General features: G+C 61.2%; 15 protein-coding genes. 12 read left to right on the top strand and 3 right to left on the bottom strand.

Annotation, left to right across the window (positions count from 1 at the left end):
• Positions 1-120: 120 nt before the first annotated feature.
• The 7 genes from AEQ67_RS27520 to AEQ67_RS27490 all read left to right on the top strand — a co-directional run bounded on the left by AEQ67_RS27520 (position 121) and on the right by AEQ67_RS27490 (position 6,829).
• Positions 121-1,788, top strand: a complete 1,668-nt coding sequence (locus AEQ67_RS27520) for an AMP-binding protein (RefSeq protein ID WP_059406910.1) — start codon at positions 121-123, stop codon at positions 1,786-1,788.
• 32 nt (positions 1,789-1,820) lie between these two features.
• Positions 1,821-2,264: a hotdog fold thioesterase gene (locus tag AEQ67_RS27515; RefSeq protein WP_059406909.1), complete on the top strand. Its 444-nt coding sequence runs from the start codon at positions 1,821-1,823 to the stop codon at positions 2,262-2,264.
• A 257-nt stretch (positions 2,265-2,521) separates the two neighbouring features.
• Complete coding sequence (locus AEQ67_RS27510) at positions 2,522-3,328, top strand: alpha/beta fold hydrolase (protein ID WP_059406908.1); 807 nt, start codon at positions 2,522-2,524, stop codon at positions 3,326-3,328.
• Positions 3,325-4,179 (top strand): alpha/beta hydrolase, encoded by an 855-nt coding sequence (locus tag AEQ67_RS27505; RefSeq protein ID WP_059406907.1) that lies wholly within the window; start codon positions 3,325-3,327, stop codon positions 4,177-4,179. The genes AEQ67_RS27510 and AEQ67_RS27505 overlap by 4 nt, the downstream gene beginning before the upstream one ends.
• Before the next feature lie 50 nt (positions 4,180-4,229).
• Positions 4,230-4,889, top strand: coding sequence for a glutathione S-transferase family protein (locus AEQ67_RS27500; protein ID WP_059406906.1), 660 nt, complete (start codon positions 4,230-4,232; stop codon positions 4,887-4,889).
• Positions 4,890-4,897: 8 nt separating this feature from the next.
• Positions 4,898-5,704, top strand: a complete 807-nt coding sequence (locus AEQ67_RS27495; RefSeq protein WP_059406905.1) for a DUF4892 domain-containing protein — start codon at positions 4,898-4,900, stop codon at positions 5,702-5,704.
• A gap of 69 nt (positions 5,705-5,773) precedes the next feature.
• Positions 5,774-6,829, top strand: a complete 1,056-nt coding sequence (locus AEQ67_RS27490) for an AI-2E family transporter (RefSeq protein WP_059406904.1) — start codon at positions 5,774-5,776, stop codon at positions 6,827-6,829.
• 137 nt (positions 6,830-6,966) lie between these two features.
• Here the strand turns inward: AEQ67_RS27490 and AEQ67_RS27485 are convergent, their stop codons facing one another.
• On the bottom strand, positions 6,967-8,016 hold the full coding sequence (locus AEQ67_RS27485; protein WP_059406903.1) for a sensor histidine kinase: 1,050 nt from the start codon (positions 8,014-8,016) through the stop codon (positions 6,967-6,969).
• Positions 8,016-8,774 (bottom strand): response regulator, encoded by a 759-nt coding sequence (locus AEQ67_RS27480; protein ID WP_059406902.1) that lies wholly within the window; start codon positions 8,772-8,774, stop codon positions 8,016-8,018. Before AEQ67_RS27480 ends, AEQ67_RS27485 begins: the two co-directional genes overlap by 1 nt.
• A gap of 293 nt (positions 8,775-9,067) precedes the next feature.
• Between AEQ67_RS27480 and pyrF the strand changes: the two genes are divergently transcribed.
• The gene (gene pyrF, locus AEQ67_RS27475) at positions 9,068-9,766 is read left to right on the top strand and encodes an orotidine-5'-phosphate decarboxylase (RefSeq protein ID WP_059406944.1); all 699 of its coding nucleotides are present in this window, start codon (positions 9,068-9,070) and stop codon (positions 9,764-9,766) included.
• A gap of 121 nt (positions 9,767-9,887) precedes the next feature.
• Here pyrF and AEQ67_RS27470 read toward each other — a convergent pair whose 3' ends face one another.
• The gene (locus AEQ67_RS27470; RefSeq protein ID WP_059406901.1) at positions 9,888-10,892 is read right to left on the bottom strand and encodes an NADP-dependent oxidoreductase; all 1,005 of its coding nucleotides are present in this window, start codon (positions 10,890-10,892) and stop codon (positions 9,888-9,890) included.
• A 235-nt stretch (positions 10,893-11,127) separates the two neighbouring features.
• On the opposite strand from AEQ67_RS27470, the gene AEQ67_RS27465 reads away from it, so the two are divergent.
• The 4 genes from AEQ67_RS27465 (at position 11,128) to AEQ67_RS36895 (ending at position 15,620) form a co-directional block, all read left to right on the top strand.
• The gene (locus AEQ67_RS27465) at positions 11,128-11,889 is read left to right on the top strand and encodes an SDR family oxidoreductase (RefSeq protein WP_059406900.1); all 762 of its coding nucleotides are present in this window, start codon (positions 11,128-11,130) and stop codon (positions 11,887-11,889) included.
• Between the two features lie 273 nt (positions 11,890-12,162).
• Positions 12,163-13,548: an aminotransferase-like domain-containing protein gene (locus tag AEQ67_RS27460; RefSeq protein ID WP_059406899.1), complete on the top strand. Its 1,386-nt coding sequence runs from the start codon at positions 12,163-12,165 to the stop codon at positions 13,546-13,548.
• Positions 13,549-13,656: 108 nt separating this feature from the next.
• Complete coding sequence (locus AEQ67_RS36900; RefSeq protein ID WP_442965682.1) at positions 13,657-14,910, top strand: HAMP domain-containing protein; 1,254 nt, start codon at positions 13,657-13,659, stop codon at positions 14,908-14,910.
• Positions 14,907-15,620, top strand: a complete 714-nt coding sequence (locus AEQ67_RS36895; RefSeq protein ID WP_442965681.1) for a methyl-accepting chemotaxis protein — start codon at positions 14,907-14,909, stop codon at positions 15,618-15,620. Before AEQ67_RS36900 ends, AEQ67_RS36895 begins: the two co-directional genes overlap by 4 nt.
• Positions 15,621-15,689: the final 69 nt, after the last annotated feature.

Below are 15,689 nucleotides of genomic sequence, written 5' to 3'. Positions count from 1 at the left end.
CAACAGCTTCGCGGGCAAGCCTCGCTCCTACAGGTGTCCGGTTACACCCCAAAATAATTAACCAAGCAACTGCTTGGTTGACTACGCTTGCTCCAGACCAAAAACAAAGGAGCGAGTCGCATGCCTGCTGCTTTTCGTTTGCCGCTGGACGTCTTCTACGAGCGTGAGGCCCGTCATCCGCGCCAGCGCTTTCTGGTCCAGCCGGTGGGCGGTGGACAGGTCGGGCCCCTGACCTGGGCCGACGTCGGCCATCAGGCCCGTTGCGCTGCGCACTGGCTGCGAGCGCGCGAACTGCCGCAAGGCAGCCACATCGCCCTGATCTCGAAAAACTGCGCCCACTGGATCATCGCCGACCTGGCAATCTGGATGGCCGGGCATGTCTCGGTGCCGCTGTACCCGAATCTCACCGCCGAGTCCGTGGCCCAAGTGCTTGAACATTCCGAAGCGGCGCTGGCGTTCATCGGCAAACTCGATGACTGGCCCGGCATGTCGCGCGGGGTCAACCCGGATCTGCCCACCATCAGCCTGCCGTTGCATCCGCAGGGCACCTTCGACTTCAGCTGGGCCGATCTGCAACATAGTTCCCCGATCCAGGACGACCCCAAACCCGGCGCCGATCAGCTGGCGACCATCATCTACACTTCAGGCACCACCGGCCTGCCCAAAGGCGTGATGCACAGCTTCGGTAATCTGGGCTTTGCCACCACACGCGGCACGCAGTTGTTTGGCCTCAACGAGTCGGACCGGCTGCTTTCCTACTTGCCGCTGTGCCACGTCGCCGAGCGGATGTTCGTCGAACTGGCGTCGATCTACACCGGGCAAACCGTATTCTTTGCCGAGAGCCTCGACACCTTCCTCGCCGATTTGCGCCGCGCGCGACCGACCGCGCTGTTCGGTGTGCCGCGTATCTGGACCAAGTTCCAGATGGGCGTCTACAGCAAAATTCCGGCAAAACGCCTCGACTTCCTGCTCGGCTTGCCGATCATCGGCAAGCGGGTAGGGCATAAAGTTCTTGCTGGGTTGGGGCTTGATGCCCTGCGCATTGCCTTGTCCGGTGCGGCGCCTGTGCCGCAAACCTTGCTGCTGTGGTATCGCAAGTTGGGGCTGGATGTGCTGGAAGTTTATGGCATGACCGAAAGCTGCGGCTATTCGCACATTTGCCTGCCAGGCCAGAACAAACCCGGCTGGATCGGCAAGCCTTGCCCGGAAGTTGAAGTGCGAATCGCCGAGTCGGGCGAAGTCATGGTGCGCAGCGGCGCGACCATGCTTGGCTATTTCAAGGAGCCCGGGAAAACCGCTGAAACCATCACCGAGGACGGCTTCCTGCGCACCGGTGACAAAGGCGAGGAAGACGCCGAAGGCAATCTGCGCCTGACCGGGCGCCTGAAGGAAATCTTCAAGACCAGCAAAGGCAAGTACGTGGCCCCGGCACCGATCGAAAATCGTCTGGCGGTGCATTCGCGGATCGAACAGGTGTGCGTCGTTGGCGATGGTTTGAGTGCGCCGCTGGGGCTGTGCGTGCTCTCGGCAGTCGGTCAGCAGGACGCGGGTGGAACCGCTCGCGCGGGTTTGCATTCAAGCCTGGAAAAACTGCTGGAGGAGGTCAACGGCGTGCTCGACAAACACGAGCGCTTGCGGCGCCTGGTGGTGGTCAAGGACAGTTGGGCGGTGGAAAACGGCTTCCTGACCCCGACCCTGAAAATCAAACGCAACGTGATCGAAGCCACTTACGGCGCCCGCTTCGAAGAATGGAGCGAGCGCAGCGAAGCGGTGCTGTGGCAGGATTGAGTCACGAATAAAACCGACAAAGGAAAGCAACGATGAGTCTGTGGCGTACCACTCCCAACATCGAGCAGTTGAACGCAATCCAGAAAAACACCATCGGCGAAGTGCTGGATATTCGCTTTGAAGCCTTCGACGAAGAGTCCCTGACCGCGAGCATGGTCATCGACCACCGCACGCACCAGCCATACGGTTTGCTGCACGGCGGCGCCTCGGTGGTGCTGGCGGAGTCCGTCGGCTCCATGGCCAGTTACCTGTGCATCGACGCCAGCAAGTTCTACTGCGTGGGCCTGGAAATCAACGCCAACCATTTGCGCGGCTTGCGCAGTGGACGGGTGACGGCGGTGGCCAAGCCGATTCACATTGGCCGAACCACGCATGTCTGGGATATCCGTTTGACCAGCGACGAGGGCAAGGCCAGTTGTGTGTCGCGGCTCACCATGGCAGTGGTGCCGCTGGGTGAGAATCCCCCCACCCGCTAAACACAATCCCCTGTAGCAGCTGGCGCAGCCTGCGTTCGGCTGCGCAGCAGTCGTAAATCCTGCATGCACGGTTTTTTTGACACTCCGCGGCGTATGGTTTTACGACTGCTTCGCAGCCGAACGCAGGCTGCGCCAGCTGCTACACGGGTCAGTATCACGCTGACCGGACTGTCATCATTCCTGGCAGTTACGGTCATTGCTCCAGGACCTCGTCTTACGGACAATCAACCCTTGTTTTCGTTGATGGATCGACCGGTATGTCGCAGCAGATATTTTTCGCCCACGCCAATGGCTTTCCTTCAGGGACCTACGGCAAGTTGTTCGCGGCGCTGGCGCCCGAGTATCAGGTCGCGCATCTGCAGCAGCACGCCCACGATCCGCGTTTCCCGGCGGACGATAACTGGTACAACCTGGTCGATGAGCTGATTCATCACCTCAAGCAACAACCCGAACCGGTGTGGGGCGTCGGCCATTCCTTCGGCGGCGTGCTGCACCTGCACGCGGCGTTGCGTTGCCCCGAGCTGTATCGCGGGGTGGTGATGCTCGATTCGCCGGTGCTGACCCGTGCCGATCAATGGGTGATTCGCGCCGCCAAGCGTTTTGGCTTCATCGACAAGTTGACGCCCGCCGGGCGTACGTTGGGGCGTCGGGAAGAGTTCGCCGACATCGACAGCGCCCGCCGCTATTTCGCCGGGAAAACCCTGTTTCGCGGTTTCGACCCTGACTGTTTCGACGCCTACCTGCAACACGGTTTGCACAAGGTCGGCGACAAGCTGCGCTTGCGCTTCGACCCGGCCACCGAGATCAGCATCTACCGTGGCGTGCCGCACACCAGTCCTGGTCGCGCAGGGCAATTGAAAGTGCCGCTGGCGGTGGTTCGCGGGCATAAGAGTCGGGTGGTCATGCGTCATCACGCCAGTTCCGTCGGGCGCATGCCGCAGGGCGAGTCCCTGAGCATGCCCGGCGGCCACATGTTTCCCCTCGAACGTCCACAAGACACCGCCGCGCTGCTGAAGAATCTGTTCAGCCGCTGGGAAGTTCGTCGCCAACAGGATTGCGCATGAGCAACGTCGTTGAAGAAGTCCGCCTGAGCCTGCCGCACATCGAATTGGCGGCGCATCTGTTCGGTCCTGAAGACGGTTTGCCGGTGATCGCCTTACACGGCTGGCTGGACAACGCCAACAGCTTTGCCCGGCTGGCGCCGAAGCTCAAAGGCTTGCGCATCATCGCGCTGGACATGGCCGGTCACGGTCACTCCGGGCATCGGCCGACCGGCGCCGGTTACGCGATGTGGGACTATGCCCATGACGTGCTGCAAGTCGCCGAACAGCTGGGCTTGAAGCGTTTTGCCTTGATGGGGCACTCCATGGGGGCGATCGCGTCCTTGATCATCGCCGGGTCGATGCCGGAGCGAGTCACGCATCTGGCGTTGATCGACGGCATCATTCCTCCTACAGACAAAGGCGAAAACGCTGCCGAGCGTATGGGCATGGCCCTGCAAGCGCAGCTGGACCTGCGAGAAAAACGCAAACCGGTCTACAACACCCTCGACCGCGCGATCGAAGCTCGCATGAAAGGTCTGGTGGCAGTCAGTCGCGAAGCCGCCGAACTATTGGCCCAGCGCGGCTTGATGCCGGTGCCGGGCGGTTACACCTGGCGCACCGACAACCGCCTCACGCTGCCATCGCCGCTGCGTCTGACCACTGAACAGGCGATGGCCTTCGTCCAGCGGGTCTGTTGTCCGGCAAAATTGGTGGTCGCTGCCGACGGCATGCTCGCCAAACATCCTGAGTTGCTGGAGCGTCTACCCTTTAGCCGTGAACAGCTGCCTGGCGGCCATCATTTGCACCTGAATGACGAGCCCGGTGCCGACCTTGTCGCAGACTGTTTCAATCGGTTCTTCGCCGTTCCTTGACTTGCGCCGGGCAACTGTCGAGGCTGGGCGGGTTGAAATGGGAGACAACCATGATAGATCTCTACACCGCTGCGACCCCGAATGGCCACAAGGTCTCTATCGTGCTCGAGGAACTCGGCCTGCCCTACACGGTGCACGCCTTGAGTTTCGACAAAAAGGAACAGAAGTCTGCGGACTTCCTCAAGATCAATCCCAATGGCCGGATTCCGGCGATTGTCGACCGCGCCAACGGCGATTTCGCCGTGTTCGAATCCGGCGCCATCCTGATTTACCTCGCTGAAATGACCGGCAAACTGTTGCCCGCCGACCCCAAGGGGCGTTCGGTGGTGTTGCAGTGGCTGATGTTCCAGATGGGCGGCATCGGCCCGATGCAGGGCCAGGCCAATGTGTTTTTCCGCTATTTCCCGGAAAAGCTCCAGGGCGCCATCGACCGCTATCAGCATGAAACCCGTCGCCTCTACGAAGTGCTCGACACCCGTCTGCAAGACGTCGAGTTTCTCGGCGGTGAGTACAGCATTGCTGACATCGCTACTTTTCCGTGGGTGCGTGGCCATGAGTGGTCCGGCGTCGAGGTGAACGGCTTGCCGGCCTTGCAGCGCTGGATGGCAACCATGGAGGCGCGCCCGGCGGTACAACGTGGTTTGCTGATACCCGAACGCATCGACGATGCCAGCGTCGTCAAGGGTGCCCAGGCCATGCTGATCCGATGAGCCTATCCATGCGTTCACTCAGTCTGCTGGCGCTGTGTTGTTTCAGTCCCTTGTTGTTTGCCGCCGATGTCCCGGGCAGTCAGGACTTGCCGATCGTGCCGCGTATGGCCGATGCGCAGATCGTCGACTATCGCCCGGTGGCCGAGCTCGAGCGGATCTACCCGCTGGGTTCGATCCGCAAGATCAGCGGCCAGTTGCGTTTCGACGGTCAGGTCAGCGCCCGTGGGCAAACCACTTCGGTGACCTACGAGCTGCCGCCGGAACATTCCTCCACCGAAGCCTTCACGGCTGCACGTGAAGCCCTGCAAAAGCAGGGCGCCCAGTTGCTGTTCTGGTGCCAGGCCCGTGATTGCGGCGAAAGCAGCCTGTGGGCCAATGAAGTATTCAGCAACGCCAAGCTCTATGGCGCCGACGATCAGCAGGCCTACTTGCTGCTGCGACTGGCCGCGCCGCAGGACAACACGCTGGTAGCGCTTTACAGCATTACTCGCGGCAATCGCAAAGCCTATCTGCATGTCGAACAGTTCGACGCCGCCGCGCCGCTGGGCGATGTGCTGCCAACCTCGGCGACGCTGTTGCGAGAGCTTAAAAGCACCGGCGAACTGGATTTTCCCAAACTGAGTGCCGATCCTGACGACATGTGGCTGCGTTTGATTTCTCGTGGCTTGAACCTGGACACCACGTTGCGGGTCAGTGTTTCCGGGGCCAAGGCCGAAGCCTGGCGTCAGGCACTGATCGGGCAGGGCGTACGTGCGGCGCGGATGGAAACCGGCAGCGCCGAAGGCTCTGGCCTGCACATCGAGCTGTTGCGATAAGCTGTACCCGGCGAACGCGCGAGCCGCGTTCGCCTACTCTTTTGCTGACTGACTTTTTTCGAGACTTGGATGATCAATAACGATCGGCTGTTGGTGCAGATCCTGCTCCTGGTGCTGTTTGGCGCGAGCTTCTGGGTGATGGCGCCGTTCTGGTCGGCGTTGTTCTGGGGCGCCGTGCTGGCGTTCGCCAGTTGGCCGCTGATGCGTTTGCTGACCCGCTGGCTCAATGGCCGCGAGTCTCTGGCGGCGGCATTGCTGACCCTGGGCTGGATGTTGTTGGTGGCCGTGCCGCTGGTGTGGCTGGGGTTCAACCTGGCGGACCATGTGCGCGATGCGACCGCATTCATCAAGGATGTGCAGGTCGATGGCGTGCCTGAGGCACCGGCCTGGCTGGGCAGTATTCCCTTGGTCGGCGAGCGGCTGGTTGGCATCTGGAACAGCATCGACCAGCAAGGCGCGGCGATGATGGTGGCGGTCAAACCTTATCTGGGTCAGGTCGGTAACTGGTTGCTGGCGCGCAGCGCGCAAATTGGCGGCGGGATTCTCGAACTGACGTTGAGCATTGTCTTCGTGTTCTTTTTCTACCGTGACGGGCCGCGACTGGCGGCGTTTGTCCATGGGTTGCTGGAACGGCTGATCGGTGACCGCGCCGGTTATTACATCGAGTTGGTGGCGGGGACGGTTCAGCGGGTGGTGAACGGCGTCATCGGCACAGCGGCGGCCCAGGCGGTCCTGGCGTTGATCGGGTTCTTGATCGCCGGGGTGCCGGGAGCGTTGGTGCTTGGCATCGTGACGTTCCTGCTCAGCCTGATTCCCATGGGCCCTCCGTTGGTGTGGATTCCGGCCACGGCCTGGCTGGCCTGGAAGGGCGAATACGGGATGGCAGTGTTCCTCGGGATCTGGGGGATGTTCATCATCAGCGGCGTCGACAACGTGCTCAAGCCCTACCTCATCAGTCGCGGTGGAAATTTGCCGTTGGTGATTGTGCTGTTGGGCGTGTTCGGCGGGTTGCTTGCGTTCGGGCTCATCGGTTTGTTCATCGGCCCGACATTGCTGGCGGTGGCGTACAGCCTGCTGACTGATTTCAGCAAGGGGCAGGCCCGGGTTGAAGACCGCCGGCCTTGAGTGGATGGCATTTCAGGTAGCGCCTCAATCACTGTGGGGGCGGGCTTGCCCGCGATGAGGGGGTATCAGCCAACATCCATGTATCTGATACTCCGCAATCGCGGGCAAGCCCGCTCCCACAGGGATTTGTATATTGATCAGGTGCGGGGTAGGCGGATCACTGCCGTCAGCCCACCACCGGGCGTCTCTTTCAGGCTCAATTGCCCCCCCAGCCGTTCCGCCGCTTCGCGGGCAATGGTCATCCCCAGCCCGACGCCACCGGAATTGCGATTGCGCGAACCTTCCAGCCGAAAGAACGGTTCAAACACCGCTTCACGTTTGTCCGCCGCGATACCCGGCCCATGGTCGATGACCCGAATCACCAGGTATTCGCGATGGTCTTCGAGCGTGATCAGCGCTTGCCCGGCGTACCGCAAAGCGTTGTCCAGCAGGTTGTTGATGCACGAGCGCAGGGCCATCGGCTGCACTTGCAGCGGTGCGCAGTGGCCGCTGGCCTGGACGTCGGCGCCCTGGTCCTGGGCGTTTTCGCTCAGGGATTCGACTAGCGCCTGCACATCCATCCACTGCGCCGCTTCGCTGGTGCGTTGTTCGTGCAAGTAAGTGAGGGTGGCGTCGAGCATGCTGATCATATCGTCCAGATCCTGACGCATCTGGCCTTGTAGCTTGTCGTCATCGATCTGCTCCAGCCGCAACTTGAGCCGTGACAGCGGCGTGCGCAAGTCATGGGAGACGGCGCCGAGCATCCGCGAGCGCTGCTGTACCTGTTCGATAATGCGTTTTTGCATCAAGTTGAAGGTGTAGGCCGCTTGCCGGGCTTCCCGTGGGCCGGATTCATCCAGGGGCGGGCTGTCGAGGTTTTCACTCAAGCGCTCGGCCGCATCGCTCAGTCGCTGGATCGGCCGGCTCAGCAGTTTGGCGCCGTACCAGGCGGCAATGATCAGCGAGACCAATTGAAAAGTCAGCGGCACCAACGGTCCGCCGAACCACGGGCGCGGCGGCCGGTTTTCGAAACGCGGGTCCAGCGGTGGGCGCTCCCCTTCGATGCCCTCGGAAAACTCGGGCGGCGGTGGCGGCGGTGGCGGGCCGTAATGGTGAAACCAGGCAAACGCCAACAGGTGCGCCAGGATAATCGCCACCAGCAACACGCCAAACAGGCGGCCGAACAGCGTATCGAAGCGCGCACGCATCAGCCGATGTCTCGGGCGTCGAACAGGTAACCCTCACCGCGAACGGTCTTGATCAATTGTGGGGCCTTGGGGTCGTCACCGAGTTTCTGGCGCAGGCGCGAGACCAGCAGGTCGATGCTGCGGTCGAAGGCTTCGATCGAGCGACCGCGAGCGGCGTCGAGCAATTGTTCACGGCTGAGTACCCGGCGCGGCCGTTCGATGAACACCCAGAGCAAGCGGAATTCGGCGTTGGACAGTGGCACCACCAGGCCATCGGCGGCGATCAATTGGCGCAGCACGCTGTTCAGGCGCCAGTTGTCGAAGCGAATGTTCGCACGCTGCTCGGTGCGGTCGTCGCGCACTCGCCGCAGAATGGTCTGAATCCGCGCCACCAGTTCGCGTGGTTCGAACGGCTTGGCCATGTAATCGTCGGCGCCCAGTTCCAGGCCGATGATCCGGTCGGTGGGTTCGCAGCGGGCCGTGAGCATCAGGATCGGGATGTCCGACTCGGCGCGCAGCCAGCGGCACAGCGACAGACCGTCTTCGCCGGGCAGCATGAGATCGAGCACCACCACATCGAAGTGTTCCGCTTGCATGGCCACGCGCATGGCCGCGCCGTCGGTGACGCCGCTGGCGTGGATGTTGAACCGGGCGAGGTAGTCGATCATCAGTTCGCGGATCGGGACGTCATCGTCGACGATCAGGGCGCGAATGCTCCAGCGTTTGTCGTCGCCGGGCGCTTTTTGATCGTCGTTCAAGGGTGCTTGGGTGCTGTGCATGCGTGCGTTCATCTGCCAGGTAGGCTGCCAACCACAAAGATGGGCTGCGAGGTTGTGGCTTCAGCATAGGCGTCCGGCCCGGAGGCGGGAAGTGCTGTAAGGACGTGTTGCGGCGGCCGAGGGCAGCGATGAAGGATGTTGCAGGCGTGTCGTGTCGGTATCAAGCTCGACACAATGGCCGAAAAGGCTAGTCTTGCCTGAGTCTTCGGGACGATTTACCGATCATCGGGTCCCGCAGCGCCGTTGGTTCCGCTACAATGCGCGCCGATTTCGTCCTGCCTGAGAGCCCGCACATGTCCGTCTGCCAGACTCCTATCATCGTCGCCCTGGATTTCCCTACCCGTGACGCCGCACTGAAGCTGGCCGACCAGTTGGACCCGACACTGTGCCGGGTAAAAGTCGGCAAAGAGCTGTTCACCAGCTGCGCCTCGGAAATCGTCGGCACCTTGCGCGACAAGGGTTTCGAAGTGTTCCTGGACCTCAAGTTCCACGACATCCCGAACACCACCGCCATGGCCGTCAAGGCCGCTGCGGAAATGGGTGTGTGGATGGTCAATGTGCATTGCTCCGGTGGCCTGCGCATGATGGCCGCGTGCCGTGAAGTGCTCGACCAGCGTACCGGCCCCAAGCCGTTGCTGATCGGCGTGACCGTGCTGACCAGCATGGAACGTGAAGATTTGGCGGGTATCGGCCTGGATATCGAGCCGCAGGAGCAAGTGCTGCGCTTGGCCGCATTGGCTGAAAAAGCCGGGATGGACGGGCTGGTGTGTTCGGCCCTGGAAGCCCAGGCTTTGAAATCGGCTCACCCGTCGCTGCAACTGGTGACCCCGGGGATTCGTCCGGCGGGCAGCGCCCAGGATGATCAGCGCCGTATCCTGACCCCGCGTCAGGCACTGGATGCCGGTTCCGACTATCTGGTGATCGGCCGCCCGATCAGCCAGGCGGCTGATCCGGCCAAGGCATTGGCCGCAGTCGTCGCCGAACTCGCCTAAACACCGCTAAACCTGTGGGAGCGGGCTTGCCCGCGATAGCGGTGTATCAGTCAACATTAATGCTAACTGACACGCCCGGCAAGCCCGCTCCCACAGGGTTTTGATTTAGTCAGTTACAGGGTTAAACCTTCAACACCAACTTCCCGAAATTCTCGCCGCTGAACAATTTCATCAGCGTCTCCGGGAACGTTTCCAGCCCTTCAACAATATCTTCCTTGCTCTTGAGCTGCCCCTTGGCCATCCAGCCGGCCATTTCCTGCCCGGCGGCGGCGAACTGTGCGGCGTAATCCATCACCACAAAACCTTCCATCCGCGCGCGATTGACCAGCAGCGACAAATAATTGGCCGGGCCTTTGACCGCTTCCTTGTTGTTGTATTGGCTGATGGCGCCGCAAATCACCACCCGTGCCTTCATGTTCAGGCGGCTCAGTACCGCGTCGAGAATATCGCCGCCGACGTTATCGAAATACACGTCCACACCTTTCGGGCATTCGCGCTTGAGGCCGGCGACGACGTCTTCGTTCTTGTAGTCGATGGCGCCGTCAAAGCCCAGCTCGTCGATCAAAAACTGGCACTTGTCCGCGCCACCGGCAATGCCGACCACACGGCAACCCTTGAGCTTGGCGATTTGCCCGGCAATGCTGCCCACGGCACCGGCGGCGCCCGACAACACCACCGTGTCACCTTCCTTGGGCGCGCCGACATCGAGCAGGGCGAAGTAAGCCGTCATGCCCGTCATGCCCAGTGCGGACAAATAACGCGGCAGCGGCGCCAGTTTCGGATCGACCTTGTAGAAACCGCGCGGCTCGCCAAGGAAATAATCCTGCACACCCAGGGCACCGTTCACGTAGTCCCCGACGGCAAACCCTGGATTGTTCGAGGCCACGACTTTGCCTACACCCAATGCGCGCATCACTTCGCCGAGACCGACTGGCGGGATGTAGGACTTGCCCTCGTTCATCCAGCCACGCATGGCCGGGTCCAGGGACAGGTATTCGTTTTTGACCAGGATCTGACCCGCCGCCGGCTCGCCGACCGGTACTTCTTGATAGGTGAAGGTCTCGCGGGTCGCCGCACCCACTGGACGTTTGGCGAGCAGGAACTGGCGATTGGTCTGGGTAGTCATGACAGGCACTCAAGATGAATGAAGCCTTGTTGATAGCCCTTCATGATCGATGTCGCAAGTTTGGCTGATGCGGCGAATGCACCGCGATCCAGTGCAGTGATAGTCGCCCCGGCGGTTTTATCACTGCAACTCATGAGCACCCAACCGGCCTTCTGATAGTGCTGCCGCGTCATGGGGCCTGTGACTAGACTGCGAACACGCGATTCCCCGCATTCTTCTCTCCGAGGACATAACAATGAGCATGACGTTTTCCGGCCAGGTCGCCGTAGTGACGGGCGCCGCCAATGGGATTGGCCGTGCGACCGCCCAGGCATTCGCTGCCGAAGGTTTGAAGGTCGTGGTCGCCGACCTGGACACGGCGGGGGGCGAGGGCACGGTAGCGCTGATTCGCACGGCGGGTGGCGAATCGACCTTCGTGCGTTGCAACGTCACGCTGGAGAGCGATGTAAAAAATCTGATGGAAGAAGTGGTGAATACCTACGGTCGTCTCGACTATGCCTTCAACAATGCCGGCATCGAGATCGAGAAAGGCAAATTGGCCGACGGTACGCTCGATGAGTTCGACGCGATCATGGGCGTCAACGTCAAAGGCGTCTGGCTGTGCATGAAGTACCAGTTGCCCTTGTTGCTGGCCCAGGGCGGCGGCGCGATCGTCAACACCGCCTCGGTAGCCGGTTTGGGCGCTGCACCGAAGATGAGCATTTACGCCGCGTCGAAACACGCGGTGATCGGCCTGACCAAATCGGCGGCGATCGAATACGCCAAGAAAAAGATTCGGGTGAACGCGGTGTGCCCGGCGGTGATCGACACCGACATGTTCCGCCGTGCCTATGAAGCCGACCCGAAAAAAGCCGAGTTCGCCAACGCCATGCACCCGGTCGGTCGCATCGGCAAGGTCGAGGAAATCGCCAGCGCCGTGCTGTACCTGTGCAGCGACGGCGCCGCATTCACCACCGGGCATTCATTGGCAGTGGATGGTGGCGTTACCGCGTTCTAAAACCCGGCGCTGATACGAAGGAAACACCAAACCTGTGGGGGCGGGCTTGCCCGCGATGGCGGCGTGTCAGACAGCATTGATGCCAACTGACACTCCCTCATCGCGAGCAGGCTCGCTCCCACAGGTTTTTCATTTGCCTCATGGTTCCGGGAAAGCCTCGGCATTGTGTTTCAAATGGTTAGAACCGAGGGTTTTGGCGGCGTTGTCGCACATCCCGTCGGCCGCTCCTGTGATTAACTGACTCCCGCAAAACGAACAGGAGTTTGCTTGCTCATGGAGTTGAGAATCGATCGACAGGCATTGGTGCCGGTCGTACAGCAAATCGTCGACGCGCTAACCGCCTGGCTCTATCACAGCGAGGCACCGCCGGGGGCACGTTTACCTTCGGTGCGGCAAATCGCGCGAATCAATTTACTCAGTCAGTCCAGTGTCGTTGAAGCCTGTGAGCGTCTGGTGGCTCAGGGAGTGCTGGCAACGCGGCCTGGCGCGGGATTTGTTGTCGGCGCCCCGGTGCAAGTCGCTAAAGGGCAACGGGAGGGGCTCTGGTTCGAGGGCGCAGAAGTGAATCAGCAAGGCCGCTTGGGCGAGCTGAAGCTGGGCTGTGGCGGATTGCCGGAGAGCTGGCGCGAGACAGACGACCTGAGCTATGCGATCCGGCAGGTCAGCCGCACCGACATGGCCGGCCTGTTCAACTACAGCACACCGCTGGGCCTGCCTGCCTTGCGCCAGCAGATTGCCAAACGCCTGAAGCCGCTGGACATCGAGGTGGAAGACAGTCGCATCCTGACGACGGCGGGCGCCAGCCAAGGGCTCGACCTGATCGTGCGCACGTTGTTCAAGCCGGGTGATTGCGTGGTGGTGGAAAGTCCCGGTTATTCCCTGCTATTCGATTTGCTCAGGCTGCACGGCGTCAACATGCTCGAGGTGCCGCGAACTCCGCGCGGGCCGGATATCGACGTGCTCCAGATGCTGTTGCACACGCACCGGCCGCGCGGAATATTCATCAACAGTTTCTATCACAACCCGACGGGCAGTAGCCTGGCACCGGTGGTGGCGCAACGGGTCCTGGATCTGGCCAAAACCCATGGCGTGCAGGTGATAGAAAACGATGTCTATGCGGATTTGCACAGCGGCCCCGGTACGCGGCTCGCCGCCCTGGATGAGGATGTGATCTACGTCGGCAGCTACTCAAAAACCCTCAGCAGTTCGCTGCGGGTCGGCTTTATCGTGGCCGGCGCCGACGTTGTTTCACGTCTGGCCCAAGTCAAAATGATCAGCAGCATGGGCGCTTCACGATTTTGTGAGTCGGTGCTGGCCAGCCTGTTGGCCAGCGGTGCCTATCGCAAGTTGGTACAGCGCCAACGCCTACGTTTGAACACCGACAGGGAGGCCGCATTGCAAGTGCTTGAAGACGCCGAATGGGAGGTCTTCGGCAAGCCCGCCGGCGGTTTGTTCATTTGGGCGCGATCACGGATGTCCGACTACGCTCAGGTGCTCACCGAGGCACAGCGCTTCGGTGTCCGGCTGTCTTCGGCGACGGCATTCAGTCCCACCGGTGAGCCCAGTGACTGGCAGCGTATCAATGTGGCCTATGCCTGTGATCCGCGTGCCCGGGCGTTTTTTCAAGCTACCGCTCTGGATCGACCTCAAGCGTTCTGAAAACGACGTGGGCGTAGCTTTTTGCCATTATTCCGACGCCAGAGACTTGTGTTGATACAAGCCCGTTGCGAATCTGCGTCGACAGACTATGTCAGGGGACTAAGTGCAATGATTTCGGCCGTGCAAGGACGTTTTGCCAACCTCGGTATGGCGAAAAAACTGGGAGTAGGGTTCGTGCTGGTGCTGTTGTTGACAGCCCTGGTGGCGGCCATCGGCGTATGGTCCCTGCAAACCATCAGTCAGCGCTTCGACGGGCTCAAACAGATGTCGTCGCTCAACAGCGGCCTGCTCAAGGTGCGCCTGCTCGAGCAGGAATACGCCTTGCACGGCAACCCGAAAACTGCCGACGCCCTGCACCAGGGTGTTGATGGCCTGATCGCTCTGGCCAACGAACTCAAGGCAGCGTCTGCGTCCAACGTGCCAGTAATGAATGATGTCGAGCAGTCCCTTGGGGCTTATCGCAAGGCCTTTGATGAGTTCGTCTCACTCAGCCAGGCCAAGGACCTGGCGCTGGAAATGGCCAGTTGGTCGGTGTCCAGCGTGGCCAATAACCTCGACGTGCTCCAGGCCGGACTGGCCGATGACGGCGCTTATGCTCTGAAGGAGTCCGAGGGCAAGGACGGTGCGCAGTTCATCGAGCAAGCCAATCAGGTCAGCCAGGTGTCGCGGCTGATGTTGCAGGCGATGAACGAAGCCCGAGTGCGCCTGGATCAGAGCCGCAAGGGTGACGACAGCGCGGGGCAGGGCAAGATCGAGCAGGCCGACCAGGCATTGACTCAGGCTGAGCAGCTGAAAACTACGGTCAAGGATGAGGGCTACCAGACTGTTCTCAATGAAGTGGTCGGGCACATTAGCGGTTTCAGCGAAAAGCTTGCCGAGTACACCGGGCTGCTGGCACAGGAAAAGACCGTCTATGAGCAGCTGCATCAGCGCGCCGCTCAAGTAGTGGATCGCGTGGATCAGGCCTATGTCGCCGAAGACCAGTCGATGCAGACGGAGCTGAAAAAGAACTCGTTGCTGATCATCGGTTCTTCCGCGTTGGCGTTGCTGGTGGGGCTGATCGCAGCGTGGGTGATTACCCGGTTGATCGTGGCGCCGCTGCGCAGTGTGATCCGTGTCGCCCAGCAGATCGCCTCTGGCGATTTGAGCGGGACGGTTGAGGTGACCCGTCGTGATGAGATCGGCCAATTGATGCAGGCCATGCAGAAAATGGGCGCGGGGCTGAGCAGTATTGTCAGCGGCTTGCAGGCGGGGATCGAACAGTTGGGCCGGTCGGCGCAAACGCTGTCGGGGGGGGAGGAGCAGACCAACCTTGAGGGCGGCAGCAGAAGGAAGAAACCGAGGAAGTCGCCACGGCGATGAATCAGATGACCGCCACTGTGCATGACGTTGCACGCAACGCGGAGGAGGCCGCGCAGGCGGCTCAGACGGCCGATGGCAAGGTTGAAAGTGGTCAGCAGGTCGTGCGCCAGAGCATGGCGCGGATCGAGCAGGTGGCGGACTCGGCGACATCGGCCAGTTCGAGCATTGAAAGCCTGAGTGCGGAAATCCAGAACATCGGCACGGTGCTCAGCGTGATCAAGAGCGTGGCCGAGCAGACCAACCTGTTGGCGCTCAACGCGGCCATCGAAGCGGCGCGGGCCGGCGAGCAGGGCAGGGGCTTTGCGGTGGTGGCCGATGAGGTGCGGGCGCTGGCCAAGCGGACCCAGCAATCGACCGAGGAGATTGAGCGACTGGTCAGTGCCTTGCGTTCGGCGGCGCAGTCGTCGGTGCAGCAGATTCAGAACAGCGGCGAGTTGGTGAAGCTGGCGGTGAGTGATGCGCTGCAGACGGAGAGTGCGTTGGGCAGTATTGCGGCGGCGGTGTCGTTGATTCAGCAGATGAACCAGCAGATTGCCGCGGCTGCCGAGGAGCAGAGTTCGGTGGCCGAGGAGATTAATCGCAGTGTCACGAGTATTCGTGCCAGTGCCGATCAGTCTTCGTTGGCAATGCAGGGGAATGCGGCTTCCAGTATTGAGCTGGCGCAGTTGGGGATTGAGTTGAAGGGGATGGTGGGGCATTTCCGGCTTTGATGTTTGCTTGATCTATGGGCCCCATCCATCCGTAGGAGCTGTCGAGTAAAACGAGGCTGCGATCTTTTG

The sequence above is a fragment of the Pseudomonas sp. RIT-PI-q genome, from assembly GCF_001297125.1.
Taxonomy (GTDB): Bacteria; Pseudomonadota; Gammaproteobacteria; order Pseudomonadales; family Pseudomonadaceae; genus Aquipseudomonas.
Note: the sequence above shows the minus strand (reverse complement) of the source record. Positions and strands in the feature narration are given on the sequence as shown.